Here is a 17615-nt window from a genome sequence, read left to right as displayed (position 1 = left end):
CTTATTCGTCTACTTCCTCCTCCTGCATGAGCTGCTCCAGGATCCGCACTGCCGCCTTCGACAGCACCGTCCCCGGGCCGAACACCGCGGCCACCCCTGCCTGATAGAGGAAATCATAATCCTTCGGAGGAATCACCCCACCCGCGATCACCATGATGTCTTCCCGACCGATATCCTTTAACGCCTGAATCAGCTGGGGGATTAAGGTCTTATGGCCTGCGGCCAAAGATGACGCTCCCACCACGTGCACATCGTTCTCCGCAGCCTGTGCCGCCACCTCCTCGGGTGTCTGGAATAAAGGCCCGATATCTACATCGAAACCCAGGTCAGCAAACCCCGTCGCGATAACCTTTGCCCCGCGGTCATGTCCATCCTGACCCATTTTAGCCACCATAATCCGTGGACGGCGACCCTCTAACGCGGCGAACTTATCTGCCAGCGCCTGCGCCTCCTGGAAGCCCTTATCGGCCTTAGCCTCACCGCTATATACACCAGAAATGGATTTTACCGTCGCCTGATGACGACCGAAAACCTGCTCCATAGCGTCCGAAATCTCCCCTAAGGTAGCACGTTTCCGCGCAGCATCCACAGCCAAAGCCAATAAATTACCTTCCCCAGATCGGCAGCTTTCCGTAATCGCCGCTAATGCCGCCGCTACCGCCTCACCATCGCGCTCAGCACGTAACTGCGCTAAACGCGCCAGCTGTGAAGTCCGCACGGCGTCATTATCCACCTCCATAATATCGAAGGCCGCCTCTTCATCGGCTAAAAAGCGATTCACCCCTACGATCACATCCTTGCCACTATCGATACGAGCCTGCTTACGCGCGGCCGCCTCCTCGATACGCATCTTCGGTATGCCCGCCTCGATGGCCTTCGCCATGCCCCCTAAAGCTTCTACCTCCTCTATGAGCGTCCAAGCGCGCTCCACCAGCGAAGCCGTCAGATACTCCACATAATGGGACCCACCCCAAGGATCCACCGACTGACAAATTCCCGTCTCATCCTGCAAGTACAGCTGCGTATTACGTGCGATCCGCGCAGAAAAATCCGTCGGCAAAGCGATCGCCTCATCGAAAGAATTCGTATGCAGCGACTGCGTATGCCCCAGCGCCGCTGCCATGGCCTCCACCGCCGTGCGCGTCACATTATTAAAAGCATCCTGCTCCGTCAGCGACCAGCCCGAAGTCTGGCAGTGCGTGCGCAGCGCTAGGGACTTCTCGCTTTTAGGGTTGAACTGCTTGACGATTTTAGCCCACAGCAGGCGCCCGGCGCGCATCTTAGCGATCTCCATAAAGTGATTCATGCCGATCGCCCAAAAAAAGCTCAAGCGCGGAGCGAAGTCATCGACATCCAGACCCGCAGCGATACCTGTCCGCAGATACTCCAGACCATCCGCTAAGGTATAGGCCAGCTCGATGTCCGCCGTAGCGCCCGCCTCCTGCATGTGATAACCGGAAATGGAAATGCTATTGAACTTCGGCATATGCCTCGAGGTATATGAAAAAATATCAGCGATAATCCGCATCGAAGGCTGCGGCGGATAGATATACGTATTCCGCACCATAAACTCCTTCAAAATATCGTTTTGGATCGTGCCACTTAGCAGCTCCTGTCGGACCCCCTGCTCCTCCGCCGCCACGATATAAAAGGCCATCACCGGAATCACCGCTCCATTCATGGTCATAGACACCGACATCTGATCAAGCGGAATCTGGTCAAAGAGAATCTTCATATCCAAAATCGAGTCGATCGCCACACCCGCTTTACCTACATCCCCCGTCACCCGCGGATGATCTGAATCATAGCCCCTATGCGTGGCCAGATCGAAAGCCACAGATAGACCCTTTTGGCCCGCGGCCAAATTCCTCCGATAAAAGGCATTCGAGGCCTCCGCCGTGGAAAAGCCAGCATACTGCCGAATCGTCCAGGGGCGCATCACATACATCGTGCTGTAAGGCCCCCGCAGATAGGGCGCAATCCCCGCCGCACTGAATTGCAAATGAGGAAGTTCCAGTAAGGGAGCCTCCTCGAAACGAGCCGGAACGGCGATCTGCTCGGCGGTCACCCAGTCCGCCTGGGAAGAAAATGCAGGTCCCTCTGCCTGTATGGGCTGTAAATGTTGTATCGATTTCATCCTTCTGCTGCTTTATGTTCTACTAAACTACTGGCCCTGGCGGGCAAAAGCTGCCAAGCAGCCTCTTCCACCGACCCTTCCGGCTCGAATGCCTCCTCTTGGGTGTAGCGATTCACCCCGACCATCACCTGCTGCCCGGAAGCCACCGCCTCCTGTACCGAAACCCGTGCCTGACGCACTGCCGCCTGCAGGGTTCCTGACGTGTACGCCTCCCACCAGCCTCTCTTTTGCTCAAGCGCCTCCCACTGCTTTTTCACCTCCCTACAGAGCTGCTCGATCAGGTTTTCGATCAGATAAGCACCGGCTAATGGGTCTACCACCTTATCTAAGTAGCTCTCATCTCGTAAAATCGAAGAAATATTGCGCGCCATGCGCAAATCAAAATTACTGGCCTCAGCCTTCGCCACGGTATGGGGCAAAACCTCCAGCGCATTCGCACCCCCTAAGAGGGCCGCCATCGCTTCGGTCGTGTTCCGCAGCATGTTTGTGTATACATCCCGCCGCGTCTTCGTCCAATAGCTGCTTGCGACATACTGATGCACCTCCTCGCTGCTGACAGCCACATCTGCTAAGGCCAAAAGGCTCTGAAACAGGATCCGCTGCGCACGTATTTTAGCGATTTCAGGAAAGTAATGGGCCCCCGCGCTGCCGCGCAAAAACACCTGACGAGCCAGCGGACCCAGGGCATACCCCTTCTCCTCCGCCTGAAGCAAAAGGTCTTGGAAGCCTGCTAGCGCATAAAGCGTCTCTTGAATGGCGTTCGCACCACTCGAATGGTAGGCCTGAAAGTCCACGCAAGCCCCATAAAAATGAGGAAAGGGAACGCTTAACTCGGTTAGCGCTAAAAAGGTCTTCAAGGCATCTGAGCGGCTTTGCTGCACCCGCAGCGCCACCGCCACTGGATCGTATAGCATTCCGCCCTGAAGCTGCTCCGTGGTGCAGCCAGCCTGGTCTGCATAGCGGAGAAAGTGGCGCAGAAGGGCCACCGGATCGCCCTCAGGAGCCAAGTACACCGAGATGTACGGCAAGCCAACACCGGAAAACAGGAGCTCGAAATCCACCTCCGCGCTTAGTTGGAGATGCAAGCCATCCACTCCTTGCTGGAGCTGCTCAAGCAGACGTTTATTCGCGGTGGCTTCTTCGCCAGGCTGAATGCGCTGCTGTGCTACCGTCGTCCAGTGGCGAGGGCTGTAGCCGAGCGCTGTCACATCCTGCTGGCTGCGGTAGCGAAAGGCCTTTGCCCAGTAGGCATACTCGATATCTTCTGCAGTGTAAGCTGGGGCGATGACCAAACCTTCGCGCGTCTGGCTCACCAGCGTCTCCTGAAAAGGCTTCCCTCGAAGGTCTTTGTTGATCTGCGCGATCCAGTCCGCTTTACTTAGCGGAGGAAAGGCTTCGAACAAGTTATGTTTCATGGTGGCTTATTTTTACTTTTTTTCCCGAACAAAACGCCCCGCATGCTGTATATTTGGGGCGCGGTATTCGACTAAGTCTTTCAAAAATACAGCGAAATCCAGTTAAAACCGACTCAAGCCCACGAAATAAATGGCTCAATCTGCTAAATTCTTGTATACTCGGCTGCCTTTCTTGGCGCTCTTTATCGCTTTATCTTGCGCCAGCCCGCTGGTAAAAAGTCCTGATTTCGAATTTATCGAGTTGGCTGAAGAAATGCCTATTCTGGCAGAAATAGAGGCTTTTGTCGTTCCTTACCGCATGCAAATGGAGCGTGAAATGGCACGCGTGCTGGGAGAGAGCCCCGAAGAAATCGTGCGCGGAAGGGGGGAAAATGCCCTTGGCAACCTCGTCACGGATCTACAGGCTTCCTACACAGCAGAAAAAATGGGAATGCCCGTAGACATCTCCTTGATGAATAATGGGGGCATGCGGAGTAATCTGCCTGCGGGACCTATAAACCTTGGACATGTATTCGAACTCTCTCCCTTTGATAATTATTTGGTGATTTTAGAAGCAGATCAGGCGGCAGTGGAAGCCCTTGCGGCTTTCGCGGCACAGCGCCAAAACATTTCTGTTTCGGGTATGGAAATTCGCAGTGAAGGGGGCCGTGTGACGGATATTCGTGTGGGCGGAAAAGCGTTAGATTCTGGAAAAAAGTACCGGATCGCGGCGAATGATTATATCGCGAATGGGGGAGATTATATGGAATTTCTCGTGCCACTAAAGCGCCTGGAAGAAACCAGCCTTACCCTGCGGGAGCTGCTTATCGAGCGGATCGAAGCGCGCACCGCACAGGGAGAACCTATCACCGCAAGTATCGAAAACCGTCAAGTACACCGTTAAACCCATGAACAGAAGAGCATTTCTCAGACAGTCCCTCCTAACAGGTACAGGCCTCGGACTCGCCGGACTCGGCGCCTTAGAGGCAGTGGCTTCACCCACAACACGTGCCTTAGGCTTGCACCTACTGCATACAAACGACATGCACTCTCGTATCGACCCCTTCCCGATGGACGGAGGCAGAAATGCAGGCAAGGGCGGCATGACACGTCTGGCAGCCCTTGTGGAAAGTTATCGCGACGAAAATGAAGCCCTACTACTTTTAGATGCCGGTGACTTCTTTCAGGGCACGCCTTATTTTAATGTATATAAGGGAGAGCTCGAGCTCAAGCTGATGAGTCGCATGGGTTACGATGCGAGTACCCTCGGCAACCATGAATTTGATAATGGCCTCGAAGGACTCTATGAGCAGCTCGAACATGCGAACTTCGATATTCTCTGCGCGAATTACGATTTCTCACGTACGCTTTTAAAAGATGCTTTTAAGCCCTATAAGATCGTAAAACGAGGTGGACTTAAAGTAGGGATTTTCGGTGTGGGTATCGAGTTGGCTGGTTTAGTAGGCGAAAAAAACTATGGCCAGACACGCTATCTGGATCCGGTAGCGGTGGCGCGAGAAATCGTCAGCGAACTGCGTAGGCAGTCTTGTGATCTGATAATCTGCCTTTCGCACCTCGGACACCGCTATAATGGCGAAAAAATAGACGATCTGAAGTTGGCAGCACGCGTACCCGGCATCGACTTGATTATCGGAGGGCATACACATACCTTCCTGGAGCGTCCAGTGCCGGTGATACGCCCCGATGGAGGTAACTGTCTGGTTACCCAAGCGGGTACGGCGGCCTTACGCGCCGGACACCTGTACTACAGCAAAAATACCGCAGGGAAAGTGCTCGCTAAAGACTTTGGCTATGTGGATATTAATGAAAAAGTCAAGACGGTTTAGATTTTTTATTTCCAACAAATTTACCCAATTTTGAAATCCTTTCTTCACGTAAAGTGCAAGTGATACCGCGTGTACACTCCTTTTTTTATACCTAAGTAAATGAGTTCAGAGGCGAATGCAGTATGGAATGCCTGCTTGAAGATTATCGAGCAGCATATTAACGCACAGAGTTTTTCGACTTGGTTTAAGCCGATAGAACCTGTGCGCCTAGAAGGCAGTAGCCTTACTATCCGCGTGCCCAGTCAGTTTTTTTACGAATGGCTCGAGGATAATTATGTGGAAGTACTTAAGTTGGCTATAAAGACGACTTTAGGACCACAGGGCAGGCTGGAATATGCCGTAGTAGTGGATAAAGGCAATGCCCAAAACCAAGCCTACACGGTAAGCTACCCCCAAGGGAATCAAGCAGGCGCCCAGAAACACGCTATGAATACGGGTGTAAAAGAAGGGGGAAAAAGCCCTTTTGACATGCAGAGCCTGCAGCAGGATCAGCTGCTGCAGTCCAACCTGAATCCGAATTACACGTTCAACTCCTACATCGAAGGCGACTGTAACCGCTTAGCGCGCTCTGCCGGGTACGCAGTAGCCAGTAAACCAGGCATCACCTCCTTTAACCCGCTCATGGTTTATGGAGGTGTGGGACTCGGCAAGACCCACCTGGTGCAGGCCATTGGCAACGAAATAAAAAACGGGCCTATAGACAAATTCGTCCTCTATGTTTCTTCTGAAAAGTTCGTAAACCAGTTTATGGACTCTATTAAGGAGGGAAACTTGAAAAGCTTCACTAATTTTTACATGCAGGTGGATGTTCTCATCATCGATGACATCCAGTTCCTAGCTGGAAAGGATAAGACGCAGGAGATGTTTTTCCATATCTTCAACCACCTGCACCAGAGCAAAAAGCAGATCATCATGACCTCCGACTGTCCTCCAAAAGATTTAAAGGGACTAGAGGAACGTTTACTTTCTCGCTTTAAATGGGGATTGACGACAGATCTGCAGATGCCAGACTTCGAAACGCGCGTGGCCATCATTCGGCGAAAAATGGAAGCTGAAGGCATTTTTATTCCCGATGATGTGGTCGAGTACTTGGCACATACCGTGGACACAAATGTACGTGAGCTGGAAGGGGTTATGATTTCGCTCATCGCACATGCGTCCTTAAACCGTGTGGAGATTGATTTGGCCCTGGCCAAAAGCATCATGAAAAACATCGTCAAGGACATCGAGACAGAAGTGGGCATCGATATGATTCAAAAAACAGTAGCCGCCTATTTCGATTTAAAGGTGGAGGACCTAAAAGCCAAAACGCGGAAAAAGGAAATCGTACTGGCCCGACAGATTGCCATGTATTTTTCAAAGGAATTTACCAATCACTCCTTAAAATCGATCGGCTATCATTTTGGTGGGCGCGATCATAGCACCGTCATTCATGCTGTAACGGCAATTAATGATTTACTCGATTCGGATAATACCACCAAAGTTACCGTCACCGAGTTAAAGAAAAAATTTAAGATTCGGGCCTATTAGCCCATGTCAGCGCTAAGAAGGGTGTAGATACACCGCTTATCCCTAGAACTTGCTGCCGTTAAAATAGGATTAGCCGCGTCTGCTATTTCGGTTAATTTCGTCTTATCGTTTACCGGCTAGCACATGAAATTACTGATTTTCTACCGTAGCTTCCTCCTCTTTGGGGTTCTTTTGGCACCCTTAGCCACGAGATCCTATGCCCAGACCTTACGTGTCTTGGAGGCAGGCAACCAGCAGCCAGTGCCTTTTGCGACCCTTCGCTCCACCGACCCCCAGGCCATCGCCCAGTGCGATGAAATGGGACAGGTGTCGCTGCGTGATTTCCGCGGCGCCGTCCAGATAGATGTACGCCAAATGGGCTACCGCGAAAAAAGTGTGAGCTACTCCGAGCTTGCTGCCGCGGAGTTTATCCTTTACCTAGACCCCATCGTTCAGGCTTTCGAAACCTATGTGGTCTCGGCTACCCGCTGGCGCAGTAGTGCCCGCTCCGTGCCAGCAAAGATCACGCAAATCAGCCCCGAAGATCGTGCCCTCCTGCAGCCGCAGACCGCCGCAGACCTGTTGGCAACCAGTGGCGAAGTGTTTATCCAAAAGAGCCAACAGGGTGGTGGCAGCCCGATGATCCGCGGCTTCTCGGCTAATCGACTGCTCTACACCGTGGACGGCATCCGTATGAATAGCGCGATATTCCGATCAGGCAACCTGCACAATGTCATTTCTTTAGACCCCCTATCCATCCAAAGCACGGAAGTCTTATTCGGTCCTGGAGCCGTTTTATATGGCAGCGATGCCATCGGTGGGGTCATGAGCTTTCAGACCCTACGCCCCACCTTCAGTACTTCCGACACCCTATACGTAAGTGGTGCCGCAGAGCTAGGCACGGCATCTGCTAACGGGCACCTGCGCAGCCACGCTCAGGTACAGCTCGCTGGAAAAAAATGGGCCGCCCTCAGCAGCTTCACCCATAACCGCTTCGGGGATCTGCGCATGGGCAGAAGAGGAGGCCGACCCGAATACTTACGCCCCTTTTTCGTTCAGCGCATCGATGGTGAGGACCGCATCGTAGAAAACCCTGATCCACTCGTCCAGCGCCCCACCAGCTACGAACAGTTTAACTTTATGCAGAAGTTACGCTATCAGCCCCATGCCGATTGGGATCTGGAATATGCCTTTCATTTTTCCGAAACCGGAGATTTCCCTCGTTATGATCGCCTAATCGAGACGCAGGCAGATGGCAGCCCACGCTCCGCAGACTGGCGCTATGGACCACAGCGCTGGCACATGCACGTACTGAGCGCCCTTCATCAGGGTCAAAACACATTTTATGATCAGCTGGCCGTCCGCGTGGCCCATCAGTATTTCGAAGAGTCTCGCATCAACAGAAATTTTTCTGGAGGGCAGCGCTTTCGTTTACGCAGTAACTTAGAAGAAGTAAATGCCCTATCCACTCAGGTAGACGCAGAAAAAAGCTGGGGACGGCGGCAGTTGTTTTACGGCCTAGAATACATCTGGAATACCGTGAGCTCCGCCGGTAGCGCGATCGATATTCGTGATGGCAGCCCGATCGCTGTGCCTGATCGTTATCCACAAGGCACCTGGACCAGTTATGCTGCCTACTTAAACTACCGCTGGACACTGCGAGAACGCTGGATACTACAGGCAGGAATCCGCCACGGAGGCTTCGGCATTGAAGCGGATTTTAGACGGCAGTTGGCCTTTTTCCCTTTTGATTTCGAGCAGAGCAGCCTGCAGAAGCAAGCCACCACAGGAAGTGCTGGTTTAATTTGGATGCCGAACGATAGCTGGACGCTGAGCGGTACGCTGAGCACCGGATTTCGTGCGCCCAACCTAGATGACATCGGAAAAATTTTTGATTTTGTGGGCGGAGAGGTCGTGGTTCCGAACCCCAGCCTGAATGCAGAATACGCCTATAATGCCGAACTGCATGCATCGAAGGTGCTCGGTGACTGGCTAAAATTAGACTTCACCTCCTACTACACCTACCTAGATGCAGCCATCGTGCGCCGCCCCTTTCAGATCGCGGGGCAGGACAGCATCCTGTTTAATGGCGTGCTCAGCCGTATTTTAGCGCTACAAAATGCAGCCTTTGGACGTGTGTGGGGTTTTCACTTGGGATTTGAGGCCCTTTTGGCCAGGGGCCTGACCCTAACTACCCGCTATAACTTCCAGCGAGGTCAGGAAGAGCTGGAAGATGGCAGCGTGAGTGCCTCTCGACATGCGGCACCGGCCTTCGGCCAAAGCCAGCTGCGCTACCAAAACAAGGCCTTTACGGGTATCTTGTATCTACAGTACAGCGCGGCAGTGCCCTTCGAGCGCCTGGCAGAGGAGGAGCGCCAAAAGCCAGCCCTTTACGTACGAGATGAAAATGGCCAGCTATTTTCGCCAAGTTGGAGTACCTGGAACCTCAAGTTTATGTGGCAAATCGCCAAGCCTTATCAGCTCACGGCAGGGGTAGAAAACCTGTTGGACCTGCAGTACCGCCCCTACAGTTCTGGGTTGGTGGCGCCGGGGCGCAATGTCACACTGGCTTTTCGGGTCCATTTTTAGCCTCCCGAAAACACTCGACCAGGGTTCGTGCAGTGGCGATGGCAGACACCGTTCCAGCTGCTACATCAGCCTCCACGGCGGAAAGCTGACTGCGTACGCGCGGATTGTCATAAAAAGCCTGATGGAGCAGGTAGGTGATATGCTCCCGCATCCATGTTTTTCTTTGCAGCGCACGCTGCCGCTCAAAGGTGCCATTCGCACGTGTGTGCCGCTCGAAACGGAGCACCATGTCCCAGATAGCCGCTAAACCCTCCCCAGAAAGTCCTGAGCAGGTGCTAACCTCGGGGGTCCAGCCATTCTCCTTCGGGGGAAATAGGTGGAGCGCATTCGCATAGGTCCGTCGGGCACGCCTGGCCAAAGCCGCATTTTCACCATCGGCCTTGTTAATAATCAACGCGTCGCAAATTTCGATGATCCCCTTTTTAATCCCCTGTAGTTCATCCCCAGCTCCGGCTAACATAAGAAGTAAAAAGAAGTCCACCATGCCTTTTACCGCGATTTCAGACTGGCCTACGCCGACCGTTTCGATTAAAATGACGTCGAATCCTGCCGCTTCGCAGAGCAGCATCGCCTCCCGAGTCCGGGCACTGACTCCTCCCAGCGTACTTCCGGAAGGGCTGGGCCGAATATAGGCCCGCTTATCTTGACTAAGGCGTTCCATACGGGTTTTATCCCCCAAAATACTGCCTCCAGTCTGCTGGCTGCTCGGATCCACCGCCAGCACGGCGACTTTGTAGCCCTGCTCGATGAGCTGCAGACCGAAGCGCTCGATGAAGGTGGACTTCCCCACCCCGGGCACCCCGGTGATGCCTACACGCAGAGAGCGGCCACTGTAGGGGAGCACCTCCTGCATCACTTCCTCTGCCAGCTGCCGGTCCCGCTGTAAGGTACTTTCAATTAACGTAATCGCACGGCTAAGCACGACACGATCTCCCGCTAAAACTCCCGATACGTAAGCCGAGGCCGACAATCTATTTCTGCGCATTCAAATCTATCTTTTCAAAAGGGTTTAACTGAAACCGCACCTGCCCCATGCCATCTTTTTCATACTTAGCGATACAGAAAGGCTGAAGCTGTAATTCAATGTGCGGATAAGCCGCTAGTGCCTTTACTTGGACGGGCATCTGCTCATCGAAGAAAAAAACGATGGTTTTCCCATATTTCGTGTGCGGCATAAAGTCCCCATAGCGCTGCATATCCTTAAAATCCTCTCGGTCTATTTTCACCGTATAAATACGCAAGACAGGCCCCGTATTATTCTCGTTTCGATAGCGGTCCATCTCTTCGAACTGCGTCACTAAATCCTGAGGACCAGCCTGATGTAAGGCCAGATACAAGTTATAAAGCAGCAACAAGGCAGCTAAAAACAAGACTAGTTTTAAAAAGGTCTTCATGGGATAGTGGCCGAAATTCGGGTTAGTTTCAGATTTAAACCCTAATTTAGCAGAAAAATTGATATGGCCTTCGAATATATCAAAGCATTACACATCATTTTCATCGTCACCTGGTTCGCCGGCCTCTTTTACATCGTGCGCCTTTTCATCTATCAGACGGAGGCCTACGAAAAACCTGCTGCCGAACGTGCGATCCTCAGCCCACAGTTCGCCCTGATGGCTAAGCGCCTCTGGCTCGGCATCACTTGGCCCTCCGCTATCCTAACGCTTATCTTCGGATTTTGGACACTAGGTTACCGCTGGGGCTATATGCAGCTGGGCTTTATGCATGCCAAGCTGGCTTTCGTTCTGCTGCTTTACGTCTATCACTTCCTCTGTCATCTCCTCTACAAGCAGCTACAGGTAGGTGCAACTAAATTCACATCAAATCAGTTAAGAATATGGAATGAGGTGGCGACACTTTTCTTGTTTGCGATCGTTTTTCTCATCGTCTTAAAAAATCTCGCCAGCATGGTTTGGGGGATCGTCGGGCTTTTTGCGCTGGGCGCCCTGCTTATGCTTGGCATCACCCTTTACCGCCGTATTCGCGAAAAAAAAACAAGTTGATATGAATATACACGCTAAATTCCTCCATCCGTTTTTCATGGGATTCCTCTTTCTCAGCCTGGTCGCCTGTGGGGGCGAGACCCAAAGGGAAAGTAAAGAGGAGGCTGAAGAACTGCCTTTTCTAGGACAAAAGACCATCGACACCTTCGAAATGGAGGGCAAAACAGTCACAGACACTGCTTATCATAAAATAGCGGATTTCAGTTTCTTGAATCAGGCTGGAGAGCGGGTGGATAATTTTACCGTAGACGGCAAAGTCTATGTGGCAGACTTCTTTTTCACTTCCTGCCCGACGATCTGCCCGATCATGAAAACACAAATGCTACGCGTTTACGAAGCCTTCGGTGATGAACCAGATTTTAAAATCCTGAGCCATAGCATCGATCCAGAGCATGACACCGTGGAGCTGCTGGCCCAGTTTGCTGCTGATTTGGGTGTGGAGGACACGCGCACTTGGCATTTTCTAACAGGAGACCAAGAAAAAATCTTTGAAATCGGACAGACTTCCTATCTGACCACTGCCATGGAAGACAAGGATGAGCCAGGAGGCTATCTGCACTCGGGCGCCTTCGTACTGATCGACCAGAATGGGCATATTCGTGGAATTTACGACGGCACACGTGAAGATCAAGTAGATAAGCTACTCCGAGACATTCCGAAACTACTTAAGAAAACAGGAGACAATGCTTAAGTTCTTAACTGCATTGCTTGTAGGAACTTTGCTGCTGAGCGCTTGCTCGCGCAAAGATGGTAAGGCCGATAAGGAAATTGGCCTTTCTTCCATTACCGACACGAAAGTGATGCAATATGCCGTGCAAGGCAAAACACTTTATGAGGTGCATTGTGCCAACTGCCACCAGAAGAATGGCAAAGGCCTAGGCAAGGTTATTCCCCCCTTAAACCCTTCGGATTATATGCTGGAAGATATCCCGCGCACGGTTCGCCTGATTCGGCATGGGCTGAAGGGAGAAATCGTGGTGAATGGCGTCACGTATAACCGCGCTATGCCTGGAAACCCACAACTTACACCGCTCGAAATTGCGCAGATAGCCACCTACATTTATAATGTTTGGGGCCACTCAGAGGGACTTATTCACGTGAACGATGTAGTGGAATACCTGAAAGATTAAATAATTTTTACCTAAAAAAACAGCCATGACAAAACAATTATCCTTTCTATTTGCTCTTGTTCTTCTCCTAGGACTAAGTAGCTGTGGTGTGAATACGGCCATCGTGGCCAACCTAAACAGTAATACCACTAATGTAGAGCTCAGTGAGAAGAATTTTACTGTGGTCAAAAAAGTGACCGGTTCCTCTACAGCTACCTACATCTTCTGGATCGGAGGGATTTCAAACAAGGCACTTCTTCAAATGGCCTATACAGACATGCTAGACAATGCTGATTTAGTAGGAAAATCACGTGCGATCGTGAATGTGACAAATGAGTCGCACGTCAAAAGTATTACACCGCTTTACATCCGACGCACTACTTTCGTACATGCGCATGTAGTAGAATTCACAGATTAACTACACCAATGGCTTACATTCCTTAGTTTGCGGATGTTGGTATCCTCAAACAACTGCAGTGCGAAGACAGCTAAAAAAAAGCGGCTTGCTTATCCTCAGGATATCAAGCCGCTTTTTTTAAATGGAACTAGCATCAGCCGGTTACTTACCATGCACGGGTAGGTCGGTAAATCCTTAAGAGTTTCCTTTATCAGAACCTGCAGCTGCCCGGCCTTTCTGTAGGGCACGCGTAATTTGATCATGAACTACCTGTACTTTAGCCATCTGTTCCTTCAGGTATTCTTCTACCTCCTCGGGGCTCATGTCGTCATTTTTCACTTTAAATTGTCGCATCCAAGCGAACATGCCATCGAAGGCAGCATCTAGTTCCGCTGCGAGATCTTCGGCTTCTTCCGCTGAAAGGGACCCCTCTCCAGACTCCGCATCCGCGAGCACTTTGCGCTTCAGCGCTTTCAGCTCATCCATATACGGCATCACCTCATCGTGCACGGCGATTACCTCATCCCGGAGTGCCTCATTCTCAGCTTTCTTTTGCTCTTCGACGGAAGCTTGCGGCTGGCAAGCCCATAGAGTCATCAGGAGGACTCCAAATGCCATTAGAACACGTACGTATATCATAAGAAGTAAATAGGTTTATTGAACTAGAAAAATAAGCAGAAAGCTTAGGAATGACTGTGATCCACCTCACAGACACCCTGCTGTTTCCAATTGAGGTAATGCCCGATGACCAGTACAAAAGAAGCAGCTAGGGAAACGAATATCATCTCAGGCATCCAGTCATGTAAGAGTACACCTATTGAAAACACTATAACAGCGCTCCATAGCGTAATTTTTATACCTTTAGCATGTGTCTTCTTCGTAGCGCTATATACAGCGAAAAGCGCAATGAGAATAAACACATAATCAAGCGCATGCCAAAGCATGCTGCCATGACTATGGGCATGACTATGCCCGTGATGCGCGTGACTGTGCGCTGCGTGATCATGGTCGTGATGCGCGTGGTCGTGGTCGTGATGCGCGTGATCGTGGTCGTGGTCATGGTGATCATGGTCATGGTGGGAGTGAACAGCCATGCCTGCTTGTGCACTACTTGTTTCTTCTCCCCCGACATGGTTAAAAAAATAACCTGCTGAAATCAGTACGGGAACGGCCAGGCAGTGGATCATGCAAAGCACGGAGGCGGACATGCCCATCAGATCGGCGGTTTTAGACGTAAATTGTTTAATAGCTTGCCACATACGATTGTAAATATAGGTAATTCTGAAGATATTTGACTTTCTAACCGAAATTTTATGAAGCCCTACTGCTTTGCCTTAGACCGAATCGCTCCGGTAGAAGAGGCCCGTATCCATGCCAGTGACATCTCCGTAATTCGCGGGTATGGTATATTCGATTTTTTACGTACCCAAGACTACTGTCCACTTTTTCTAGCTGACTACTTGGATCGCTTCATCACTTCTGCGCAGCATACCCGCCTGCCCCTTGCCTACACGAAAGAAGAGCTGACAGCTATCATTTATGCGCTTATCGCCAAAAACGATCTGCGGGAAGGAGGCATTCGTCTCGTCCTCACAGGAGGGCGCTCCGAAAATCATTTTGCCCCAGGGCAGTCCCAGCTCTTTATTTTTAATGAAGATTTATTCTTCCCGGATGCTACTAAGTACATACAAGGGGTGAAATTACTTCCCATCGCACACGTGCGGGCGGTGGCTACGATTAAGATGACGAATTATGCCTTTCCGGTGTATCTAAGCGGAGACTGGAAGGCTACGGGTGCAGAAGATGTGCTGTATTACCACGAGGGCTTTATTTCGGAAAGCTCTCGCAGTAACATATTCATTGTAAAGGATGGGTCCATCTCCACGCCCAACCATGATATTCTGTACGGCATCACGCGAAAACAGGTTATTCGAGTGGCGGAAAATGTAGCTGAAAGGCCCATCAGCTTAGATGAACTCCTACGGGCAGATGAGGTTTTTATGACCTCTACCACGAAGCGCATTCTTCCGGTGACTACCCTGGCCGACAAAAAAGTAAATAACGGGCGTGTGGGCCCTGTAACGCGTCACCTGATGGAGCGCTTTCGGCAGATGGAAACCCGGTGGATAGCAGAACACGTGAAGGAATCCTGAATAAATGGGGAGCCAGCGCGTACGTCTACTTTGGCCTACGGCCAAAAAAAAAGAAATAGAAAAGAGAAAGGCCTGGAAAAAGTACGTATGTGAGCTTCTTCCAGGTCTTAGTCGCTTCAACCGAATACCTTAGTCGATGAGCTGGGCATTTTTCATGATGTACATGAGCCGCTCTGGATCACTATCGTTCAAGGTTAAAGTCCCGCGGATGCGCACCTTTTTGGAGGTATACTTGACCGCCTTTGTCATCTCTGCTTCCATCACCGTCTCTGGGCCACCAGAACCACAGAAAAAACATTCTGCCAGAGGAAGAGAACTTAAAATGATGTGCTCGGGCTTAAAGAGGCCCTCAAAAGGAATGATGTAGCCATCCGCCTCGACGACTTTACCTTCTAAATTTCGGATTTTATCGTTAAAGACGGGCACATAAAGCTCTCCGAATTCATCTTCAGTGATGCGGTACGTCACTGCACTTAAATCCCGCCATACAGTGGGTGACTGCGCTGCGGCCTCCTGCAGGGCCATCAGCCCCAGCATCGAGACGATAAAGAACAAATTAAAATACTTCATATTAAATTTTGGTAGTTGTAAACGTAAGCCTATTAAGAACGAGTTAGCTGACCTGCTATATCGGTACGATAAGCTGCCAGGGCTGGCACGATGGCTGCCAAGACCCCTACCCCGAGGGCGTAGCCTAGGATATACAGCTCCTCGAAGAGAAAGACCCCTGCCGATAGGCTATTAACGGCACCTTGGTCCACTTGGTTGATCACCAAGGCCAAAAAGGCGTGGCCGAGGCCAAGACCTACTAAGGCTCCAAGGAAGGTCAGGATAAGCCCTTCTAATAGGATATGTAAAAAGAGCTGTCCTCCCGTGGCGCCCAGTGTACGCATGATCGCTAAGTCATACTTGCGCTCTTTTAGAGAGTTATAGAGGGCAATGAAAATACCTAGCCCAGCGATAACCACGATAATAACCGCGATTCCCTGTACCAAGCTAACGCCGACGCCTAGAAGTTCGAACAGTCGCGCAACTTCAAATGCCGGACTAGCCGCCTGCATATTAGTGCGGGAATTAATCATCCGGGGAAGCTGTACGGCAGCCATCGGGTTTCTATACTGCACCAGCACTGCGGTCACCTCCCGGAATTCTCCCTGGGGATCTGGAAAGCCGGTGGTAGCCACGGGAGCATCGAATTTACTCGCATGCACGTGCCCTTGACCCTCTTCCTCTTCATCATGGGTGTACCAGACGCTCTCCATGCTCGTAAGGATAAGTTGGTCCAATACATTTTTCTGTACCGACAGAATCCCCACTACGGTGTAGGGGTGCTCATCATGCGCATGTCCCCCGCCGCCCACGCCATGAGAGCCGATGATCTGATCTCCAATCTTCAGGCCTGTCTGAGCAGCTACAGCAGCTCCCAGTACGATTTCGAAGGGCTTTTCCCAGCGTTTTCCCTCCTCCACTTCTGCCTCATAAAGCGCCAGGTAGTCATAATTAGTTCCCACGATGCGATAGCCTTGGTAATTATCTCCCAGTCCGAGAGGAATCACCTGTTTGACCAAGCGATTTTGGGTTAATTTTTGGGCCTCCTCCAGATCTATGTTGCCCGTGGGAAAATCTATATGGTAAATACTGGACAGAATTAGCTGCAGCGGGCTTCCTTTAGCCCCCACGACGAGGTCTATTCCCTTTGCATCTCGGGTCATTTTTCCTTCAAACTGGTCCTGAACTAAGAGCAGCACCGTGATGATGGCCAGCCCCATCGCTAAAAGCACGATATTTAAGGTGGTGTGGAGCGGCTTGGCCACCAAGTACTTCCAACTCAGTTTAAACATATTCATCTAACACCTCCTACTTCTAATTGTGTGGAAATATGTTGCTTCACCCGCTGATCATGCGTCACTACGATCAAGGCAGCCTGTTGTTTTTCGGCTTGCTCCTGCAGCAGGGCGATCACACGTGCGGCATTCGCATCATCTAGACTTGCTGTCGGTTCATCTGCTAGGATCAGCTGTGGGCTATTCGCCAATGCCCGGGCGATGGACACCCGCTGTGCTTCCCCTTCGCTGAGGGTGGTGACTTTTTGGTCACGCTTATGCCAGATATCGAGATCTTTAAGAAGTGTTTCATTTCGATTTCCTGCTCGCTTTCCGAAGAAATTAGCCATTTGCAGGTTTTCCATGACCGTAAGCGGAGCTAGAATATGCGGTTTTTGGAAAATAATTCCAATATGCTGCCCTCGAAATTTATCCAGCGCCGCGCCCTTCAGGGAGTAGAGCGACTGCCCGGCTATGTGGACTGTCCCGGCCTTTGGGGCGAGCAGCCCCCCGATAATATGTAATAAAGTCGTCTTCCCACTTCCTGACTGCCCTAAAATCAGCAGCTGCTCGCGCTCACGCAGGCGCACCTCTGGCAGCTGAAAGGGCTTGCCTTCTTCGTAGGAAAAGGAAAGTTGGTTCGTTTCTACAAGCATT

At 51.1% G+C, this 17615-nt stretch carries 18 protein-coding genes; 9 read left to right on the top strand and 9 right to left on the bottom strand.

The genetic code is table 11. From position 1 onward, the window contains the following. Position 1: 1 nt before the first annotated feature. Complete coding sequence (gene scpA, locus ACXIT9_RS09460; protein WP_458055986.1) at positions 2–2137, bottom strand: methylmalonyl-CoA mutase; 2136 nt, start codon at positions 2135–2137, stop codon at positions 2–4. Continuing rightward, positions 2134–3552, bottom strand: a complete 1419-nt coding sequence (locus ACXIT9_RS09455) for a methylmalonyl-CoA mutase family protein (protein ID WP_458055985.1) — start codon at positions 3550–3552, stop codon at positions 2134–2136. Before ACXIT9_RS09455 ends, scpA begins: the two co-directional genes overlap by 4 nt. A gap of 130 nt (positions 3553–3682) precedes the next feature. On the opposite strand from ACXIT9_RS09455, the gene ACXIT9_RS09450 reads away from it, so the two are divergent. The 4 genes from ACXIT9_RS09450 (at position 3683) to ACXIT9_RS09435 (ending at position 9476) form a co-directional block, all read left to right on the top strand. Continuing rightward, complete coding sequence (locus tag ACXIT9_RS09450; RefSeq protein WP_458055984.1) at positions 3683–4435, top strand: 5'-nucleotidase C-terminal domain-containing protein; 753 nt, start codon at positions 3683–3685, stop codon at positions 4433–4435. A gap of 4 nt (positions 4436–4439) precedes the next feature. Then, a complete protein-coding gene (locus tag ACXIT9_RS09445; RefSeq protein WP_458055983.1) occupies positions 4440–5378 on the top strand; it encodes a bifunctional metallophosphatase/5'-nucleotidase in 939 nt (312 codons plus the stop codon). A 99-nt stretch (positions 5379–5477) separates the two neighbouring features. Then, complete coding sequence (dnaA, locus tag ACXIT9_RS09440) at positions 5478–6908, top strand: chromosomal replication initiator protein DnaA (protein ID WP_458055982.1); 1431 nt, start codon at positions 5478–5480, stop codon at positions 6906–6908. Between the two features lie 123 nt (positions 6909–7031). Next, the gene (locus tag ACXIT9_RS09435) at positions 7032–9476 is read left to right on the top strand and encodes a TonB-dependent receptor (RefSeq protein ID WP_458055981.1); all 2445 of its coding nucleotides are present in this window, start codon (positions 7032–7034) and stop codon (positions 9474–9476) included. Here the strand turns inward: ACXIT9_RS09435 and meaB are convergent. Then, positions 9448–10461, bottom strand: a complete 1014-nt coding sequence (meaB, locus tag ACXIT9_RS09430; protein WP_458055980.1) for a methylmalonyl Co-A mutase-associated GTPase MeaB — start codon at positions 10459–10461, stop codon at positions 9448–9450. The two genes, ACXIT9_RS09435 and meaB, sit on opposite strands and share 29 nt — an antisense overlap. After that, entirely contained in the window at positions 10448–10870 is a 423-nt protein-coding gene (locus ACXIT9_RS09425) for a hypothetical protein (protein WP_458055979.1), read from the bottom strand. The genes meaB and ACXIT9_RS09425 overlap by 14 nt, the downstream gene beginning before the upstream one ends. Before the next feature lie 63 nt (positions 10871–10933). Between ACXIT9_RS09425 and ACXIT9_RS09420 the strand changes: the two genes are divergently transcribed. From ACXIT9_RS09420 to ACXIT9_RS09405, 4 genes are read left to right on the top strand one after another with little or no spacing between them, the layout of a single operon-like run. Beyond that, complete coding sequence (locus ACXIT9_RS09420; protein WP_458055978.1) at positions 10934–11476, top strand: CopD family protein; 543 nt, start codon at positions 10934–10936, stop codon at positions 11474–11476. Position 11477: 1 nt separating this feature from the next. After that, on the top strand, positions 11478–12167 hold the full coding sequence (locus ACXIT9_RS09415) for an SCO family protein (protein WP_458055977.1): 690 nt from the start codon (positions 11478–11480) through the stop codon (positions 12165–12167). Next, complete coding sequence (locus tag ACXIT9_RS09410; RefSeq protein WP_458055976.1) at positions 12160–12606, top strand: c-type cytochrome; 447 nt, start codon at positions 12160–12162, stop codon at positions 12604–12606. Before ACXIT9_RS09415 ends, ACXIT9_RS09410 begins: the two co-directional genes overlap by 8 nt. A gap of 25 nt (positions 12607–12631) precedes the next feature. Then, positions 12632–13003: a DUF6567 family protein gene (locus ACXIT9_RS09405; protein WP_458055975.1), complete on the top strand. Its 372-nt coding sequence runs from the start codon at positions 12632–12634 to the stop codon at positions 13001–13003. Positions 13004–13177: 174 nt separating this feature from the next. On the opposite strand, the gene ACXIT9_RS09400 is transcribed toward ACXIT9_RS09405, so the two are convergent. Next, the gene (locus tag ACXIT9_RS09400; RefSeq protein WP_458055974.1) at positions 13178–13621 is read right to left on the bottom strand and encodes a hypothetical protein; all 444 of its coding nucleotides are present in this window, start codon (positions 13619–13621) and stop codon (positions 13178–13180) included. Positions 13622–13665: 44 nt separating this feature from the next. Then, positions 13666–14241 carry a MerC domain-containing protein gene (locus tag ACXIT9_RS09395; RefSeq protein WP_458055973.1) on the bottom strand — a complete coding sequence of 192 codons (576 nt, stop codon included), beginning with the start codon at positions 14239–14241 and terminating at the stop codon, positions 13666–13668. A gap of 54 nt (positions 14242–14295) precedes the next feature. Between ACXIT9_RS09395 and ACXIT9_RS09390 the strand changes: the two genes are divergently transcribed. Further along, positions 14296–15135, top strand: a complete 840-nt coding sequence (locus ACXIT9_RS09390; RefSeq protein ID WP_458055972.1) for an aminotransferase class IV — start codon at positions 14296–14298, stop codon at positions 15133–15135. 129 nt (positions 15136–15264) lie between these two features. Here ACXIT9_RS09390 and ACXIT9_RS09385 read toward each other — a convergent pair whose 3' ends face one another. The 3 genes from ACXIT9_RS09385 to ACXIT9_RS09375 form a co-directional block, all read right to left on the bottom strand. After that, on the bottom strand, positions 15265–15672 hold the full coding sequence (locus ACXIT9_RS09385) for a hypothetical protein (protein ID WP_458056047.1): 408 nt from the start codon (positions 15670–15672) through the stop codon (positions 15265–15267). Positions 15673–15737: 65 nt separating this feature from the next. Next, positions 15738–16982 carry an ABC transporter permease gene (locus ACXIT9_RS09380; RefSeq protein WP_458055971.1) on the bottom strand — a complete coding sequence of 415 codons (1245 nt, stop codon included), beginning with the start codon at positions 16980–16982 and terminating at the stop codon, positions 15738–15740. Next, the gene (locus ACXIT9_RS09375; RefSeq protein WP_458055970.1) at positions 16979–17614 is read right to left on the bottom strand and encodes an ABC transporter ATP-binding protein; all 636 of its coding nucleotides are present in this window, start codon (positions 17612–17614) and stop codon (positions 16979–16981) included. Before ACXIT9_RS09375 ends, ACXIT9_RS09380 begins: the two co-directional genes overlap by 4 nt. Between the last annotated feature and the right edge of the window lies 1 nt (position 17615).

It is taken from the genome of Nitritalea sp. (assembly GCF_054166705.1).
Note: the sequence above shows the minus strand (reverse complement) of the source record. Positions and strands in the feature narration are given on the sequence as shown.